Genomic DNA, 15206 nt, shown 5'->3' with positions numbered 1-15206 from the left:
AATTTACGCTATCAACAAATCTCCTCTCAACTCAACATCCTGTAAATTCTCTAAGTATATAACTTTATTATTTCTAAAAAATTATAACCAAAATCAACAATTATTAATCTAAGGTTTCAACCTCTGCATCTAAATGTGCCTGATAAGCTTTACGTTGCTCTACTAAAAATTGAATAATATCCAATTCGTTTTCTTCTTCAAGCATACGCCCATTCAATCCATTGTCTGCTGCAAAGAAAATAAAGTCGTTTACCTGATTTGCCTCTAAATCCAGTGTTTCTTTAAAGAAATCGTTACTGTACATTTCTTTAATTTCATTATCTAATTGAGCAAAAGGAATGCTTCTATAATCGTTTTTTTCTTTCCCATATTTACCGGTAACCAGTTTAAATACATTAATAAGATTTAAACCATTTACCATATACGTTTGACTGGAAAGTTGTGCCTGGTTTCTAACGGGATGGGATTCTGGTGTATTTATTTTGGGCACCTCTTGCATATTCACGTTCATATTAGGCAATTGTGCCGGGGTAACTTTAATTCGGTTTACATCTACCGTAATAGAACCCGATAATGTACCTGCTGAAACTACAACTTCTGGCAATTCGTTTAAAGCAATGTTTATAGAGACATTCAGCATTTTAGACTCTAAAATATCTTCGGTAATTCTAACAGAAAATTGCTCGAACTGAAGAGAAGAGAATACAATCCTGTCGTTTAGACTGGCCATAATTTTAAATTCTCCATTTTCATTAGAAATTGTTCCTTTACTACTGGCTTCATTAAAAATGGTAATTCCGCCAGAATCATCACCTTCAGGAACGGTAATATTACCACTTAATTGGACTTTGGAATTTTGAGCAAATCCAACTACAGAAACAAAGAAAAACAAACAAAAGAGTGTACGGTGCATAGCAATAAATTATACCTTTAAAATAACGATTCTTAACCTAATTTTAGATATAAGCCTTGCGTAAACTTTTGTTAAAAGTCAGTTTTCTAGCTACTTTTGTCAAAAATCTGACAATGAAGAAAGCTATACTAGCCAGCACTTCTACTTTGCATGGCCAGGATTATCTGGAATATTTAATTCCGCATCTTAATAATCTTTACGGAGAACAAAAAGAAATTTTATTTATACCCTACGCAAGGCCAGGAGGTATTTCTCATGACGAGTATACTGCCAAAGCAAAAGAAGCCTTTAAAAAGGCCAATCTTAGCATAAAAGGAATTCATGAATTTGAAAATCCTATTGAAGCAGTTGAAAAAGCCGAAGGCATTTTTACCGGAGGTGGAAATACGTTTTTACTGGTTAGCGAATTGTACAGAAATGGCATCGTAGAGATTCTTCAACAGGTTATTGCAGGCGGCACTCCTTACATGGGAACAAGCGCCGGAACAAATATTGGCGGACTTACCATGGGTACGACCAACGACATGCCCATTGTGCTTCCAAAATCTTTTAAAACTTTGGGATTAGTGCCTTTCAATATTAATCCGCATTATTTAGACCCAGATGTAAACTCTACCCATAAAGGAGAAACAAGAGAAACCAGAATTAAAGAATTTCATCATTTTAATAGTCAGCCGGTAGTTGGTTTACGAGAAGGAAGCTGGTTAGCATTAGATAAAAATGAAATAATTTTAAGAGGAGAACTTTCTGCCAGAATTTTCAAAACTAATCAAGAGCCATACGAAGTTGAGACCGGCACTATACTAACAGCACTTAATTAATGATCGACTATCAAAAAATATTAGATACCATTCAGGAAGAAATGAGCTATCGTGATGTGAAAGGAAAAGTAGCATCTTATATTCCTGAACTGGCCAAAGTAGATCCTAAAAAATTTGGGATGCATTTGTATAGAAATGAAGATGAATTTTACGGTTTTGGTGATCATGAAGAAAAATTTTCTATCCAATCTATAAGCAAGGTTTTCACACTTTCTCTAGCTATTAAGAATATTGGAACTAAAGTTTGGGAACGCGTTCATGTAGAACCATCTGGAAATCCTTTTAACTCTTTAATGCAGCTAGAGCAAGATAGAGGAATTCCTAGAAATCCTTTTATAAATTCTGGCGCATTAGTGATTTCAGATATTCTTGTAGATGTTTTAGACGATCCCAAAAAAGAGCTCTTAGAATTTGTTAGAAAAATTACTGGAGAAGATGATATTGATTATGATGAAAGCGTAGCACAATCTGAATTATCATCGGGTTATCGAAATATCGCATTGGTAAATTACATGAAAGCTTTAGGGAATATTAAATGCGATGTAGAAGAAATCGTAGATTTTTACTTTTATTCCTGCTCTATTGCTATGTCTTGTAAATCTTTGGCCAAAGCTTTTATGCTTTACGCCAATAAGGGTATTATTTTACATACCGGAGAACAGGTTTTAAACCCCAGTACAGTAAAGCGTTTAAATGCCTTAATGCAGACGTGTGGATTTTATGATGAATCTGGTGAATTTAGTTTTGAAGTAGGATTGCCAGGAAAAAGTGGTGTTGGTGGTGGTATTGCAGCCATTCACCCACAACAATATTCAGTTGCTGTGTGGAGCCCCGTTTTAAACAAGAAAGGGAATTCTGAATTAGGCATGAAGGCTTTAGAACGCCTAACTACGCTCACGGGACTATCTGTTTTTTAGAACAGTAATCATTCAAAATATGAAAAGCTCCTTCAAATTTGTTGAAGGAGCTTTATTTTTTCACTAAAAGTCGAACAATAAAAAAATGCTCCCCATAGTAGAGAGCATTCCTCTATAAATTGAACACTTATAAATTCTAAATTAAAGTGCAGCTACGTGCTTAGCAAGCTTAGACTTTAAGTTAGAAGCTTTATTTGTGTGTATAATGTTCTTTTTAGCCAACTTATCAATCATAGAAACTACAGAAGGGTAAAGAGCTTCAGCCTCTTTCTTATCTTCAGAGTCACGCAATTTTTTAATAGCGTTTCTTGTAGTTTTATGTTGATAGCGATTTCTAAGCCTTTTAGCCTCGTTGCTACGGATTCTCTTTAACGCTGACTTATGATTTGCCATTACAGATAATTTAATTAATTCTTTAAAAGTAGTCCGTAGGGGAATCGAACCCCTGTTACCAGGATGAAAACCTGGCGTCCTAACCCCTAGACGAACGGACCAAATATTCTCAATATTTTATGCCACTTAAGGCTTCACGACAACACAACTAATTTGTGCCTTTAGTAGTCCGTAGGGGAATCGAACCCCTGTTACCAGGATGAAAACCTGGCGTCCTAACCCCTAGACGAACGGACCAACAATTTTTTGTTTCAATTGCGGATGCAAAAATACAACTATTTTTGAATGCTACAAGAGTTCACGCAAAAAAAATTAAAAAAATTAATAAGCCTTTGCAAAAAGCACTCTTCCAGCAGATGGATTACCCGTTAAAACACAGGCTCCCTGCTCCTCTTCTCTATCAAAAGGAATACATCTTATAGTAGCTTTGGTTAATTCCTTTATCTTATTTTCAGTTTCTGGAGTACCGTCCCAATGGGCAGATACGAATCCTCCTTTTTTCTTTAGAACTTCTTTAAACTCATCAAAACTATTTACCCTGGTAATATGTTCGTCTCGATAATTCTTAGCTTTTGTAAATAAGGCCTCCTGGATTTCATCCATAAGTACAGTGACTTTTTCTACCACCGTATTCATCTCTACAAACTCTTTAGTAAGCGTATCTCTTCTAGCAAGTTCTACCGTACCCTTTTCTAGATCTTTTGGACCAATAGCTAAACGAACAGGTACGCCCTGTAGTTCATATTGAGCAAATTTCCAGCCTGGTTTTTGTGTATCCCTATCATCAAATTTTACTGAAATCCCATTTGCTCGCAAATCTTTAACCAATTGATTGGCGACTACTGAAATTTGTTCTAATTGTTCCTCATTTTTATAAATAGGTACAATCACCACCTGAATTGGCGCTAACTTTGGGGGTAACACTAAACCTTTATCATCACTATGCGTCATAATAAGAGCTCCCATTAAACGTGTAGAAACACCCCACGATGTTGCCCAAACATGTTCTAATCCTCCTTCTTTGGTTGCGAACTTAACATCAAAAGCTTTTGCAAAATTTTGACCTAAGAAATGGGAAGTTCCTGCTTGTAAGGCTTTACCATCCTGCATTAAGGCTTCAATACAATAGGTTTCCTCTGCTCCTGCAAAACGTTCATTCTCTGTTTTAGCCCCTTTTATTACCGGAGTAGCCATAAAACTCTCAACAAATTCAGCATAAATATCATTCATCTGTTTTGTTTCAGCCAAGGCCTCCTGTCTTGTAGCATGCGCTGTATGACCTTCCTGCCATAAAAACTCGGCAGTTCTAAGAAATAATCTGGTTCTCATTTCCCAACGCACTACGTTAGCCCATTGATTAATAAGTATAGGTAAATCTCTATAAGATTGAATCCAATTTTTATACGTATTCCATATCACAGCTTCAGAAGTTGGTCTTACCACCAACTCTTCTTCTAATTTAGCCGCAGGATCAACAATAAGTTTCCCTTTATTTTCCTCGTCGGTTTTTAAGCGATAATGCGTAACTACCGCACACTCTTTCGCAAAACCTTCAGCATTTTTTTCTTCGGCTTCAAACAGGCTTTTAGGAACAAAAAGCGGAAAATAGGCATTTTGATGCCCTGTTTCTTTAAACATTCTATCCAACTCTGCCTGCATTTTTTCCCATATTGCATAGCCGTAAGGTTTAATAACCATACAACCTCTAACCGCTGAATTCTCAGCAAGATCTGCTTTTACAACAAGCTCGTTGTACCATTTAGAATAGTCTTGTTCTCTGCTAGTTAAATTCTTACCCATTATTGTTTTTTGGCATAAATATTGTATTTTAAACAAACACAATATAGTCTTATTTTGTTAGTACAAAACTAACTAAATTTGTAATGTTCAACAATTAAATAACTAGCTAATGATACGCAATTCAAATTTACTCCACAGAACTCCAATATTTCTTACACCTGTGTTATTGCTATTATTAGCATCATGTGGTTCTTACCAATATTCAGGTTACAATGATGGCATTTATGGAGAAGCACCTAAAACTGTAGATCGCCCACGTACTGGCTATGAGAAACCTCAAAATGCTAATGAGCAACGAGAGGAAAAATTAAAAGAAGCTAATTCCTATTATAAGAATATGTTTGCACAACAATCTGCAATGCTAGAAGATGCAATGCAGGAAGATGTTGTTTTTACTGATATCGATTCTTATTCTTCTAATTCTGGATATAGTGAAGATGAAGAAATGTACGATGAAGAAGGCACAATGGCCTATAATGGTTCTTACGCACCATGGGGACAGGGCGAAGCTGATGATACTACAATAAACATTTACAATACAGGTTTCAATTATGGATTTTACAGCCCATGGAGACGTGGTCTCTACAATCCTTACTTCAATTATGGTTATGGATGGGGCTGGAATGGATATGGCTCATTTTACAACAGACCTTACTGGAGTATTGGTTGGGGTTGGGGCTTTAACTACCCGTACTATGGTGCCGGATGGGCGTACGGCTGGGGCGGATATTATAGCCCATGGGGTTATGGATATGGCGCTGGTTGGCTAGGTAGATATCACGGTGGTTACTATGCTAATAACTATAATAATTATTACCGCCCTCAGTATGCATACAGCAACTCTCGCCGCAACACAAGAAGTTCTTACAACACTGTAAGCCGAAGAGAAAGCGCTACAGCAAGAACAAGAAGTAGAAGTAATTCTTCATACTCAAGAAGAATTAGAGATATAAGAAATACAGATAGTAACTCTCGTAGCAGGTCTACTGCTACACAAAGTAGAGTTGCAGGACGCGAGAGCAGTAACACTTACGCAAGATCAAACAGTAGAACCTCTAACACTACATATAGTAGAAGTAGAAGTGGCAACTCTACCTCAAGATCAACTATTGGAAGATCCTCTAGCAACTCATCTTACGGTAGATCAAGTAGTTCTTCTACTCCAACAAGATCATCTGTAAGAACATCCAGCCCTTCCAGAAGTTCTGGATCTGTAAGCAGAAGTTCTTCAGGAGGCAGTAGATCATCTGGAGGTGCATCCAGAGGAGGAAGTTCACGTGGTGGCCGAGGTGGCAGAGGATAAAATTGAACCAAATACAATAATGACCTTACAGTTACAACTGTAGGGTCTTTTATTGCCTAATTTTGAATATAACACCTAGATTATGAAAAAGATTTTAACTTTAACTTTCCTAGCTTTCTTATCTTTTTGCGAGTTGCAGGCTCAGGACATAACTGATGCTTTTAGATATTCGCATACAGATCTTAAAGGTACAGCTAGATTTCAGGCAATGAGTGGTGCTTTTGGTGCTCTTGGAGGTGACATCTCAGCAATAGGAATTAACCCAGCCAGTTCTGCGGTTTTTTTAAATAGTGCCGCAACAATTACTTTTTCAGATGCTACTAAAGAAAATACAACAAGCTATTTTAATGGTACAAGAAGCTCAGAGAATGATGATTTTAATTTAAACCAGGCTGGAATTGTCTTAATATTTAATTCTAACGGCGATAATGAATTCACCAAATTTAGTTTTGGCGTAAACTATTCAGAAGAAAACAATTTTGATGACGCTTTTAGAGCAGATGGATTAAGTAATAATTCTATCGATCAATATTTCTTAAGCTACTCACAGGGAGTACCTTTAGATCTTTTAATTCCTTATGAAGACGAAACTATTGATGACCTTTATGCTTATCTAGGAGAAAACGAAGGCTATGGCGCCCAACAGGCATTTTTAGGTTATCAGGGCTATATAATTGAGCCTGAAAGTGAAGATTTAGATAACACTAGTTACTATTCTTTATTATCACCAGGTCAATTTCAAAATGATTACAATTATATTTCTACCGGATTAAACGGTAAAATCTCATTTAATTTTGCTGCTGAATTTCAGAAGAAACTATATTTAGGGATTAACCTAAATAGTCATTTTATAAATTACGACCGTACAACTCGTTATTTTGAAAGAAACATCAATAACGGAAGCGAAACCAATGAAATTTCATTTGTAAACTCGTTAAGCACCAACGGAGATGGTTTTTCAGCGCAAATTGGCGGTATCTACAAAGTCACAGATAAATTTAGATTAGGTGCAACTTATGATACTCCTACCTGGTACAATATTAGAGAAGAAGCCACCCAATCTTTAAGAACTTATAGTGAACTTTATGATGATAGCGTAATCGTTAATCCCGATGTGATTAATGTATATCCTGAATATACTTTAAGAACCCCAGGTAAAATAACCGGAAGTGCAGCTTTAGTATTAGGCGGACAGGGTTTAATTAGTGTAGATTACAGCTATAAAGATTATTCGAATACCGAATTTCAGCCAGCAGATGATGCTGAATTTATGGTACAAAACAATATTATTTCTGAAAACCTAAAAGCAGCTTCAAGCGTTAAAATTGGAGGAGAATATAGAATTGAAAACTGGAGTTTAAGAGGCGGTTATCGATATGATGAAAGCCCATACCAAGATGGTGTTACCATGAGTGATCTTGATGGTTATTCAGCTGGGATTGGATATAGTTTTGGAGCATTTAAAATTGATGCTGCTTATACTAACACTCAATATTCTGAAAGTAGAGCACTTTATCAAGTTGGTTTAACCAATAGAGCTACTATCGACAGAGAATTTTCCAGTTTGGTCTTTTCACTAAGCTTTGGATTATAATATTAAAATCTCGATTATCGAGTAAATCTCGCGATTTACAAGAAAGCCTAATATGCGATATTGGTCGTTTTATTGGGCTTTTTTATTTTCTAAGACTAAAGTGAGAACTAAAATTATGCCTGCTACTGGTTTTAAAATTTACATATTCAAGATTAAACCAATAATCATCTGCAGGTAAAAGTTTTCCATTAATCATACCATCCCAGCCTTCACCTTCTGGATTCAGTTCTTTTAAAAAAATCCCATTACGATCAAAAATCCTAATTTTTAGTACTTTATAATCTGGATTCTGCGTTACTTGCCATTCATCATTATACCCATCTCCATTAGGCGTAAAGAAAAAGTCGTATCCAATAACGGTAAACTGCTCTACAAAAACTCTTCCGCAGCCACCTGCCTCCCTCACCGTAATTTCATGCAATCCTCTGGGAATATTATGAAAAACCGAATTATCGGTAAACGTACCACCATCCAGGCTATATTCGTATTCTGACGAGTGCCCTATAGTAGATGCTGTAATAACTTCAACGTTCCAGTTATCCTGAAAATCTCCTTTTAAAATATCGATTTTCACCGAATTTGGCGCAGATAAATATTCTATAGTAGTAGAGTAACTAATTTCACATCCTGTAAACTCTTCAGTACACACCAAAGTATATACAGGATCTGCAGATTCTTCAAATAAATACAAATCGTATTCCTGCGAGACTAATTTCCCGTCATTATACCAGGCATATTTATAACTTTTACCTAAATCCTGCCCTAAAACAAGTTCATCTTCAAACAAACCATAAGCATCTACACAAATTTGATAGGTTTCCTGTAAAAACACCTGCGGAAAGCTTCTAAAATCTAATTGAATTTCAGCAATATCTGAGGTACACCCCGAATTTAGATTTACTATTCTAGCATAAATTGTCTCGTCGTTATTTACAATATAAGCTGTAGGATCTTCGATATTAATTCCGTTTGCAACATCATTTTCAGTCTCAAAATACTGAATTTGAAAAATACCTAAAACATCAGGATTCAACGACATTAATTCTGTTTGCTTTTGGGTTAGATCTACCGTACTATCCTGTTCACAAACAAATATTGGCTCGGCAGGTATTGCAATTAGTGGTTTTTCATAAAAAAACACAGCTACTTTGTCTTCTATTGCAGTTTTTTCTTCAGGAATTTCTATCAAAACTCTATAATCACCGTTTGCAGTAACTTTCAATTCTGAATTAATTTCTCCCGGAATTTCTACAAAATCACCTTGATTTTCATCTAAAATAAACCACTGATACCCAGTAGCATCTGGAGTTTCTGCATTCAAAATAAATTCATCTTCCCCACAAACCATTTTATCACCACCTAAAACTCCGTTTAAAACCGTACAATCTGTAGAACCGGCATTAACATCATTATTGGTTTGTTGTAAATTAATATAACCCGGCAATTCACTATAATTGGTAATTAAGAAAACATAAATCTCGCCTTGCTTTGCATTTTTAATGCTAGCTATTTCTACAGCTTCATCTGAATATGAACAATCTATATGATTTTCTTCGGAAAGTGCCTCATCGCTACAATAATCATCTGAAGCATTAAATGGACCCCAAACCACAAAATCTACATCCAGAGCAGCACCAGTTCCATTTTCATTTTCACTTTGTGAAATTAAAAACTCCAGATCGCCAGAATTTTCTATTTGCAAATAAAACCAGGAAGGATATCTGGGAAATTCTACACAGCCATAATCTGGCCCGCTTTCTCCGGCTACTACATCACTAACCTGCCTATTTGAATTTGGAAATACAAATTCGCCATTTCCTGCGCAAAATGGCTGAATATCTGAGCAACGTGAACCTTGTGCACTAAGTGTTGTCACCAACAAAACCAGGCATCCAAAAAGGCTTATTTTTATAGTGTTTCCACGCATTGCGCGGCAAATTATAAAATAATGTAACGCAAAAATCTATTAATAGACAAGAGGCAGGAAAATCAGTATTAAATGTATTAAATGTGTATCTTTGCAAGCTAAATGAATACTTTACGACTCATAGCGTAAAACGGCATGAAAATAGACAAAGTTTTGAATGAAATTGATGAAATGGGTGATGCACACGCCGGAAGTAGTGCAGAAACACCTATAAGAAAAGATGCTTTTGAAGTTAGTGATACAGATAAAATTGCACTAATTAGAGAAAATGTAGAGCACATAATGCAAACTCTTGGTTTAGATCTTAGTGACGATAGCCTTAAAGGAACGCCACAGCGTGTAGCCAAAATGTTTGTAAATGAAATCTTCTCTGGCCTTGATCCAAAAAGAAAGCCAAAAGCGTCGGTTTTTGATAATAAATATAAATATGGTGAGATGCTTGTAGAAAAAAACATCACAGTTTATTCTACCTGCGAGCACCACTTACTTCCTATTGTTGGAAAAGCACATGTAGCTTATATTTCAAAAGGTACTGTTGTAGGTTTATCTAAAATGAACCGAATTGTAGATTATTACGCCAAAAGACCACAGGTACAAGAGCGAATGACAATGCAAATTGTACAGGAATTACAAAAGGTTTTAGGAACAGATGATGTAGCTTGTGTTGTAGATGCCAAACATCTTTGTGTAAATAGCCGCGGAATTAGAGATATTGAAAGTAGTACTGTAACCAGTGAATTTGGTGGTGCATTTAAACAAAAAGAAGTTCGTAGAGAATTTCTGGACTACATTAAGCTAGATACTACATTTTAATTAACTTGCTTTCTTAAAACTACGCTCTTTATGGCGCTTTTCGAAGAACAACAGCTAAAAATTTACAATTCAATTTCTGGAGAAAAAGAAGTATTTAAACCTATAAACGATAGTCATGTAGGCATGTATGTTTGCGGGCCAACCGTTTATAGCAATGTTCACCTTGGGAACTGCCGTACTTTTATTTCTTTCGACCTTGTCTTTAGATATCTTAAACATCTTGGCTACAAAGTTCGATACGTTCGTAATATTACCGATGCCGGTCATTTAGAAAATGATGCAGAAACTGGTGAAGATAGAATTGCTAAAAAAGCAAGATTAGAACAAATTGAACCTATGGAAGTAGTACAGAAGTACACTGTAGACTTTCATAACATTCTAGAGAAATTCAATAATCTTCCTCCAAGTATAGAACCTACGGCAACAGGGCATATCGTAGAACAAATCGAGATTATTAAAACAATTATCGATAAAGGATATGCTTACGAAGCTAATGGATCGGTTTATTTTGATGTTTTAAAATATAACGGAGAGAAGCACTACGGAAGATTGAGTGGTAGAGCAATCGAAGATATGATTGCTAATACCAGAGAGCTTGCTGCCCAAAGTGATAAAAGAAATCCGCAGGATTTTGCCCTTTGGAAAAAAGCAGAACCACAACATATTATGCGCTGGCCTTCACCATGGAGTGATGGTTTCCCGGGATGGCATTTAGAATGTACTGTAATGAGCACCAAATATCTTGGAGAAGAATTTGATATTCACGGCGGCGGAATGGATTTAAAATTCCCGCACCACGAATGTGAGATCGCTCAGGGAGAAGCAGCAACAGGAAAAGATCCTGTTCGTTATTGGATGCATGCCAATATGCTTACTCTTAATGGTAAGAAAATGGCTAAAAGTACCGGTAACAACATTCTTCCTGAAGAACTTTTTAGTGGAAGAAACGAAGTTATTGGTAAAGCATTTTCTCCAAACGTAGCAAGATTCTTTATGCTACAGGCGCATTATCGTAGTATTTTAGATTTTTCTAAAGAAGCTCTTAGCGCTAGCGAAAAAGGTTTTAATAGGTTAATGGATGCTTATGCTTCTATAGACGAGTTACCAGAATCTTCAGAAAGCACTTTTAATATTGCTGAGTGGAAGCAATCCTGCTACGATGCCATGAACGACGATTTTAACAGCCCAATTTTAATTGCTAAATTATTTGATGCTGTAAAATCTATCAACGCTATAAAAGAAGAAAGCTTAAAAATTTCTACGAAAGATAAATTAGAGCTAAAGCAGGCACTTCATGATTTCTTATTCGATATTTTAGGTTTACGTGATGGAGATACTGCTTTAGATAGTGATTCAGATAAACTTTCAGGAACTGTAGATCTTCTTATAAAACTTAGAGCTGAAGCAAGAAACAACCGTGATTTTGCGACTAGCGATAAAATTAGAGATCAATTACAAGAACTGGGCATTCAGCTTAAAGACGGAAAAGACGGAACAACTTTTTCTATCAACTAAAAATCAGTAATCAATAAATGGATAACTATGCTTAAAAAAATGCTTATTTATCCATTTATTATTTTGGTTAAATTCTATCAGAATTTTATTTCCCCGCTTACACCTGCTACTTGCAGATACACCCCCACCTGTTCTAATTATACCATTGAAGCCTTAAAAAAACACGGACTTTTTAAAGGTGGATGGCTGGCTTTAAAACGAATTTTTAGCTGCAATCCATGGGGTGGCAGTGGCTACGATCCTGTTCCATAAAAAATAGGCCTAAAAACATCAAAAATCAGAATTGATTAGATGAAACGATTAAACTTCATTTTATAGGCGAAGTTTTATCAAATATGTATATTTACATCTCAACCGAAATTCACAATAATGCTTATTAACGCCATTAGATGGAGCCCTTCTGAAGGGATAGATTTAGGAATACTTACCATTCATTATTACAGCCTTATGTTTCTTATCGCATTTGGTTTAGGATGGTATATTATGAAGGCAATTTATACTCGAGAAGGTATAGCTTTAGAAAAATTAGACTCTCTTTTTATTTATACCGTGCTAGCGACACTTATCGGCGCACGTTTAGGCCATGTAATATTTTACGATTGGGACTATTTCCAACATCATTTATTAGAAATATTCTTACCAGTAAAATTTGAACCTGAATTTGAATTCACCGGTTTTAGAGGACTTGCCAGTCACGGTGCGGCTATTGGAATTATCACCGCGATGTATTTATACAGAAAACGTGTTTTAGACAAGCCAGTTTTATGGATTTTAGACCGAATTGTGATCCCTGTTGCCAGTGGTGGTATTTTTGTAAGAATAGGAAATTTCATGAATTCTGAAATTATTGGAAAACCTAGCAAAAGCGATTATGGAGTAATTTTTCAGAATTTAGGAGAATCGTTCCCAAGACATCCCGCACAGCTTTATGAAAGTTTCTGCTATTTACTAATCTTCCTTTTATTGTATTATCTATACTGGAAAACCAATAAGCGATTCAAAATTGGATATATTTTCGGCTTATTTTTAGTATTACTTTGGACAGTAAGATTCTTTGTAGAATTTGTAAAAGAAGCCCAGGTAGAAGAACGCGCCACATGGTTATTAAATACCGGGCAGTGGCTTAGTATTCCATTTATTATTGCAGGATTCTATTTTATGTACCGTCCACAGGCAAAACCTCAAAACACCGCAGAATAGTGACAAAACGATTCATATTTTTAGGATTAGTAGCAACCACACTTTTCTTTAGCTCCTGTAAGGATGACGAAGAAAAAGAAATTGAACCCGCAAACATCGAATTTCGAGATGATGCAGATCTTTATTTAATTTCTGCGGAAGGCGATACTATTAATATGCTGGATATCGAAATTGCAGATGACGATTACTCTAGAGAAACTGGTTTAATGTACCGTGAATCTATGGAAGAAAACCAGGGAATGCTTTTTGTTTACAATCGAGAATCGATGCGTAATTTTTATATGAAAAACACCTATATTCCCTTAGATCTGGTTTTCTTTGATGCAGATAGCACGATAGTAAGCTTCCAAAAAGATGCACAGCCTTTAGATGAAAGTATTTTACCATCAGAAGTTCCGGCACAGTTTATTTTAGAGATAAATGCAGGCTTGTCTGAACGTTGGAATTTGAAAACTGGTGATCGTTTTAGTGTTCCGCAGTAGAATTGATATAAGTTTATAAATATAAAATAAGAGCTAAAAACAGCTAATATTAGCTGTTTTTAGCTCTTATTTTTTTCCTGAATTATTTGTTTTCAGGAGCAGAATAGGTCACAATATCGATTCCTATTCCATTGGGATCTACTATGGCAAAATGGCGATCGCCCCAATCCTCTTCACGCAGTTCAACTTCAATAGCAATTTTCTTTTCTTTCATTTTTTTATAAACCGCATCTACATTATCAACTTCCAAGGTTAAGTAAACTCCCTTGCCATTAAATTCGGGCTGAAAAATAGGTTGCTGACTAGGATGACCTGGCAATAAAAAACTTATTTCAGCAGATTCATTTGGCGTATGCATTAAAAGATAAAAGTCATTTTCAAACCGAATACCAAAATCTAAAACTTCAGTATAAAAAGCTTTAGTTTCAACTAATTTATGGGTGATAATACCTGCATTTAATTTCATATTTTTCATTTTTTGAGCCTGAGCCATATTTATACTAAGAATAGCCAATAAAATTAAAATTCTCATTTTTAAAGATTATTTATTGCCCAAAAATAGCGGTGAATACGATAGAAGTATTGTAAAAATCGGACAGGAATTGAAATCACCGAAAGGCTTCAGAGGGCGTAAACCCATAAAATTTCTTGAAATTCTTTATAAAATGAGCCTGATCATAAAAACCCACATCCAGATAAAATGACTTATCTTCTTTATTTGCCGACATAGATTTTTTGTTCAAAATATATTGAAATCGAACCACGTCACTAAAAGACTTTGTTGTGGTACCTATAAAATAATTAAAGATGCGCTGTAATTGCCGCGAACTTAAATCGGCATCTAATTGCGTTTCAGTTCCAAGAAAACCATCGTGTTCAAAAATAATTTGAAGCGCTTTAAAAAAGCGAGAATCGTATCTTAAGGAGCGGCTACGGATTATTTCTGCTAGTTTAAAATTCAACTTCTCTACAATTCCATTAAATGAATCTTCAGAATAAATAGATTTGCTTATCCAATTTGATAAATCTGGAAGAATATTTTTCAACTCGGTTGATTTATCACTTAAAAGTTTAGCATTAAAATTAAACAAAATCGGAAAAGCGGAAGGAAAAAACCTAACCCCAACATAATGGAAAGATTTACCAATAGGAAACTCTGTATATGTCTTACAAAAGCCCATTACGAAATTCTGAATAGGATGATTATGCTCAAAAAAAATATCTATGCAACCATCTGAAACCACTTTATAAACAAAATCATTTTTTAATTGCTCTAATGTCTTAAGCTGCCAAAAACAATACACAAAATTATGAGTGGCTTTAGCAGGAGTTACTTCATGATATAAAATGTTTGACTGCAATGTTCCATTAAACCCAAGACTAGGCTGCATAGGCTTGTAATAAGCTCTAATCATTTCAAGCTCTTTCATAATCAAAGGATTTACAAGAATAATTTATTTTCAACTTTAACAAATAGAAACAAACCATTTTAAAAATAAACATTAAGAGCCAAAAAAGTATAAAAAAA

General features: G+C 35.3%; 15 protein-coding genes and 2 tRNA genes. 9 read left to right on the top strand and 8 right to left on the bottom strand.

Annotated elements, in window-relative coordinates:
• Positions 1–103: 103 nt before the first annotated feature.
• Positions 104–913, bottom strand: coding sequence for a peptidase associated/transthyretin-like domain-containing protein (locus IIF7_RS09260; protein WP_084841398.1), 810 nt, complete (start codon positions 911–913; stop codon positions 104–106).
• A gap of 113 nt (positions 914–1026) precedes the next feature.
• On the opposite strand from IIF7_RS09260, the gene pepE reads away from it, so the two are divergent.
• Positions 1027–1734: a dipeptidase PepE gene (gene pepE / locus IIF7_RS09255; RefSeq protein ID WP_084841397.1), complete on the top strand. Its 708-nt coding sequence runs from the start codon at positions 1027–1029 to the stop codon at positions 1732–1734.
• 2 nt (positions 1735–1736) lie between these two features.
• Positions 1737–2651, top strand: coding sequence for a glutaminase (locus tag IIF7_RS09250; RefSeq protein WP_084841477.1), 915 nt, complete (start codon positions 1737–1739; stop codon positions 2649–2651).
• Between the two features lie 141 nt (positions 2652–2792).
• On the opposite strand, the gene rpsT is transcribed toward IIF7_RS09250, so the two are convergent.
• The 4 genes from rpsT to proS form a co-directional block, all read right to left on the bottom strand.
• The gene (gene rpsT / locus IIF7_RS09245; protein ID WP_084841396.1) at positions 2793–3044 is read right to left on the bottom strand and encodes a 30S ribosomal protein S20; all 252 of its coding nucleotides are present in this window, start codon (positions 3042–3044) and stop codon (positions 2793–2795) included.
• 29 nt (positions 3045–3073) lie between these two features.
• Positions 3074–3145, bottom strand: a tRNA-Glu gene (locus IIF7_RS09240).
• Between the two features lie 64 nt (positions 3146–3209).
• Positions 3210–3281 (bottom strand) — tRNA-Glu (locus IIF7_RS09235).
• 84 nt (positions 3282–3365) lie between these two features.
• Complete coding sequence (gene proS, locus IIF7_RS09230) at positions 3366–4844, bottom strand: proline--tRNA ligase (RefSeq protein ID WP_084841395.1); 1479 nt, start codon at positions 4842–4844, stop codon at positions 3366–3368.
• A gap of 109 nt (positions 4845–4953) precedes the next feature.
• Between proS and IIF7_RS09225 the strand changes: the two genes are divergently transcribed.
• Positions 4954–6147, top strand: a complete 1194-nt coding sequence (locus IIF7_RS09225; protein WP_139801299.1) for a hypothetical protein — start codon at positions 4954–4956, stop codon at positions 6145–6147.
• Between the two features lie 82 nt (positions 6148–6229).
• A complete protein-coding gene (locus IIF7_RS09220; protein WP_084841393.1) occupies positions 6230–7741 on the top strand; it encodes an OmpP1/FadL family transporter in 1512 nt (503 codons plus the stop codon).
• Positions 7742–7823: 82 nt separating this feature from the next.
• Here IIF7_RS09220 and IIF7_RS09215 read toward each other — a convergent pair whose 3' ends face one another.
• Positions 7824–9668: a T9SS type B sorting domain-containing protein gene (locus IIF7_RS09215; RefSeq protein WP_084841392.1), complete on the bottom strand. Its 1845-nt coding sequence runs from the start codon at positions 9666–9668 to the stop codon at positions 7824–7826.
• Positions 9669–9803: 135 nt separating this feature from the next.
• On the opposite strand from IIF7_RS09215, the gene folE reads away from it, so the two are divergent.
• The 5 genes from folE (at position 9804) to IIF7_RS09190 (ending at position 13678) form a co-directional block, all read left to right on the top strand.
• Positions 9804–10481, top strand: a complete 678-nt coding sequence (folE, locus tag IIF7_RS09210; RefSeq protein ID WP_084841391.1) for a GTP cyclohydrolase I FolE — start codon at positions 9804–9806, stop codon at positions 10479–10481.
• 30 nt (positions 10482–10511) lie between these two features.
• Complete coding sequence (cysS, locus tag IIF7_RS09205) at positions 10512–11996, top strand: cysteine--tRNA ligase (protein WP_084841390.1); 1485 nt, start codon at positions 10512–10514, stop codon at positions 11994–11996.
• A 27-nt stretch (positions 11997–12023) separates the two neighbouring features.
• Complete coding sequence (gene yidD / locus IIF7_RS09200; RefSeq protein ID WP_084841389.1) at positions 12024–12248, top strand: membrane protein insertion efficiency factor YidD; 225 nt, start codon at positions 12024–12026, stop codon at positions 12246–12248.
• A gap of 117 nt (positions 12249–12365) precedes the next feature.
• Positions 12366–13196 carry a prolipoprotein diacylglyceryl transferase gene (gene lgt / locus IIF7_RS09195; protein WP_084841388.1) on the top strand — a complete coding sequence of 277 codons (831 nt, stop codon included), beginning with the start codon at positions 12366–12368 and terminating at the stop codon, positions 13194–13196.
• Positions 13196–13678, top strand: a complete 483-nt coding sequence (locus IIF7_RS09190; protein WP_084841387.1) for a DUF192 domain-containing protein — start codon at positions 13196–13198, stop codon at positions 13676–13678. Before lgt ends, IIF7_RS09190 begins: the two co-directional genes overlap by 1 nt.
• Positions 13679–13760: 82 nt before the next feature.
• Here the strand turns inward: IIF7_RS09190 and IIF7_RS09185 are convergent, their stop codons facing one another.
• On the bottom strand, positions 13761–14144 hold the full coding sequence (locus IIF7_RS09185; protein ID WP_084841476.1) for a VOC family protein: 384 nt from the start codon (positions 14142–14144) through the stop codon (positions 13761–13763).
• A 142-nt stretch (positions 14145–14286) separates the two neighbouring features.
• Positions 14287–15108, bottom strand: coding sequence for an AraC family transcriptional regulator (locus IIF7_RS09180; RefSeq protein WP_084841386.1), 822 nt, complete (start codon positions 15106–15108; stop codon positions 14287–14289).
• Between the last annotated feature and the right edge of the window lie 98 nt (positions 15109–15206).

Source organism: Zunongwangia atlantica 22II14-10F7 (assembly GCF_002094855.1).
Lineage (GTDB): Bacteria > Bacteroidota > Bacteroidia > Flavobacteriales > Flavobacteriaceae > Zunongwangia > Zunongwangia atlantica.
This window is presented reverse-complemented; position numbering and strand designations above follow the sequence as displayed.

Coding starts and splice junctions, on each gene's coding strand:
- IIF7_RS09260 (WP_084841398.1), bottom strand. CDS start 913: ATGCACCGTACACTCTTTTGTTTGTTTTTCTTTGTTTCTGTAGTTGGA.
- pepE (WP_084841397.1), top strand. CDS start 1,027: ATGAAGAAAGCTATACTAGCCAGCACTTCTACTTTGCATGGCCAGGAT.
- rpsT (WP_084841396.1), bottom strand. CDS start 3,044: ATGGCAAATCATAAGTCAGCGTTAAAGAGAATCCGTAGCAACGAGGCT.
- proS (WP_084841395.1), bottom strand. CDS start 4,844: ATGGGTAAGAATTTAACTAGCAGAGAACAAGACTATTCTAAATGGTAC.
- IIF7_RS09225 (WP_139801299.1), top strand. CDS start 4,954: ATGATACGCAATTCAAATTTACTCCACAGAACTCCAATATTTCTTACA.
- IIF7_RS09220 (WP_084841393.1), top strand. CDS start 6,230: ATGAAAAAGATTTTAACTTTAACTTTCCTAGCTTTCTTATCTTTTTGC.
- IIF7_RS09215 (WP_084841392.1), bottom strand. CDS start 9,668: ATGCGTGGAAACACTATAAAAATAAGCCTTTTTGGATGCCTGGTTTTG.
- folE (WP_084841391.1), top strand. CDS start 9,804: ATGAAAATAGACAAAGTTTTGAATGAAATTGATGAAATGGGTGATGCA.
- cysS (WP_084841390.1), top strand. CDS start 10,512: ATGGCGCTTTTCGAAGAACAACAGCTAAAAATTTACAATTCAATTTCT.
- yidD (WP_084841389.1), top strand. CDS start 12,024: ATGCTTAAAAAAATGCTTATTTATCCATTTATTATTTTGGTTAAATTC.
- lgt (WP_084841388.1), top strand. CDS start 12,366: ATGCTTATTAACGCCATTAGATGGAGCCCTTCTGAAGGGATAGATTTA.
- IIF7_RS09185 (WP_084841476.1), bottom strand. CDS start 14,144: ATGAAATTAAATGCAGGTATTATCACCCATAAATTAGTTGAAACTAAA.
- IIF7_RS09180 (WP_084841386.1), bottom strand. CDS start 15,108: ATGAAAGAGCTTGAAATGATTAGAGCTTATTACAAGCCTATGCAGCCT.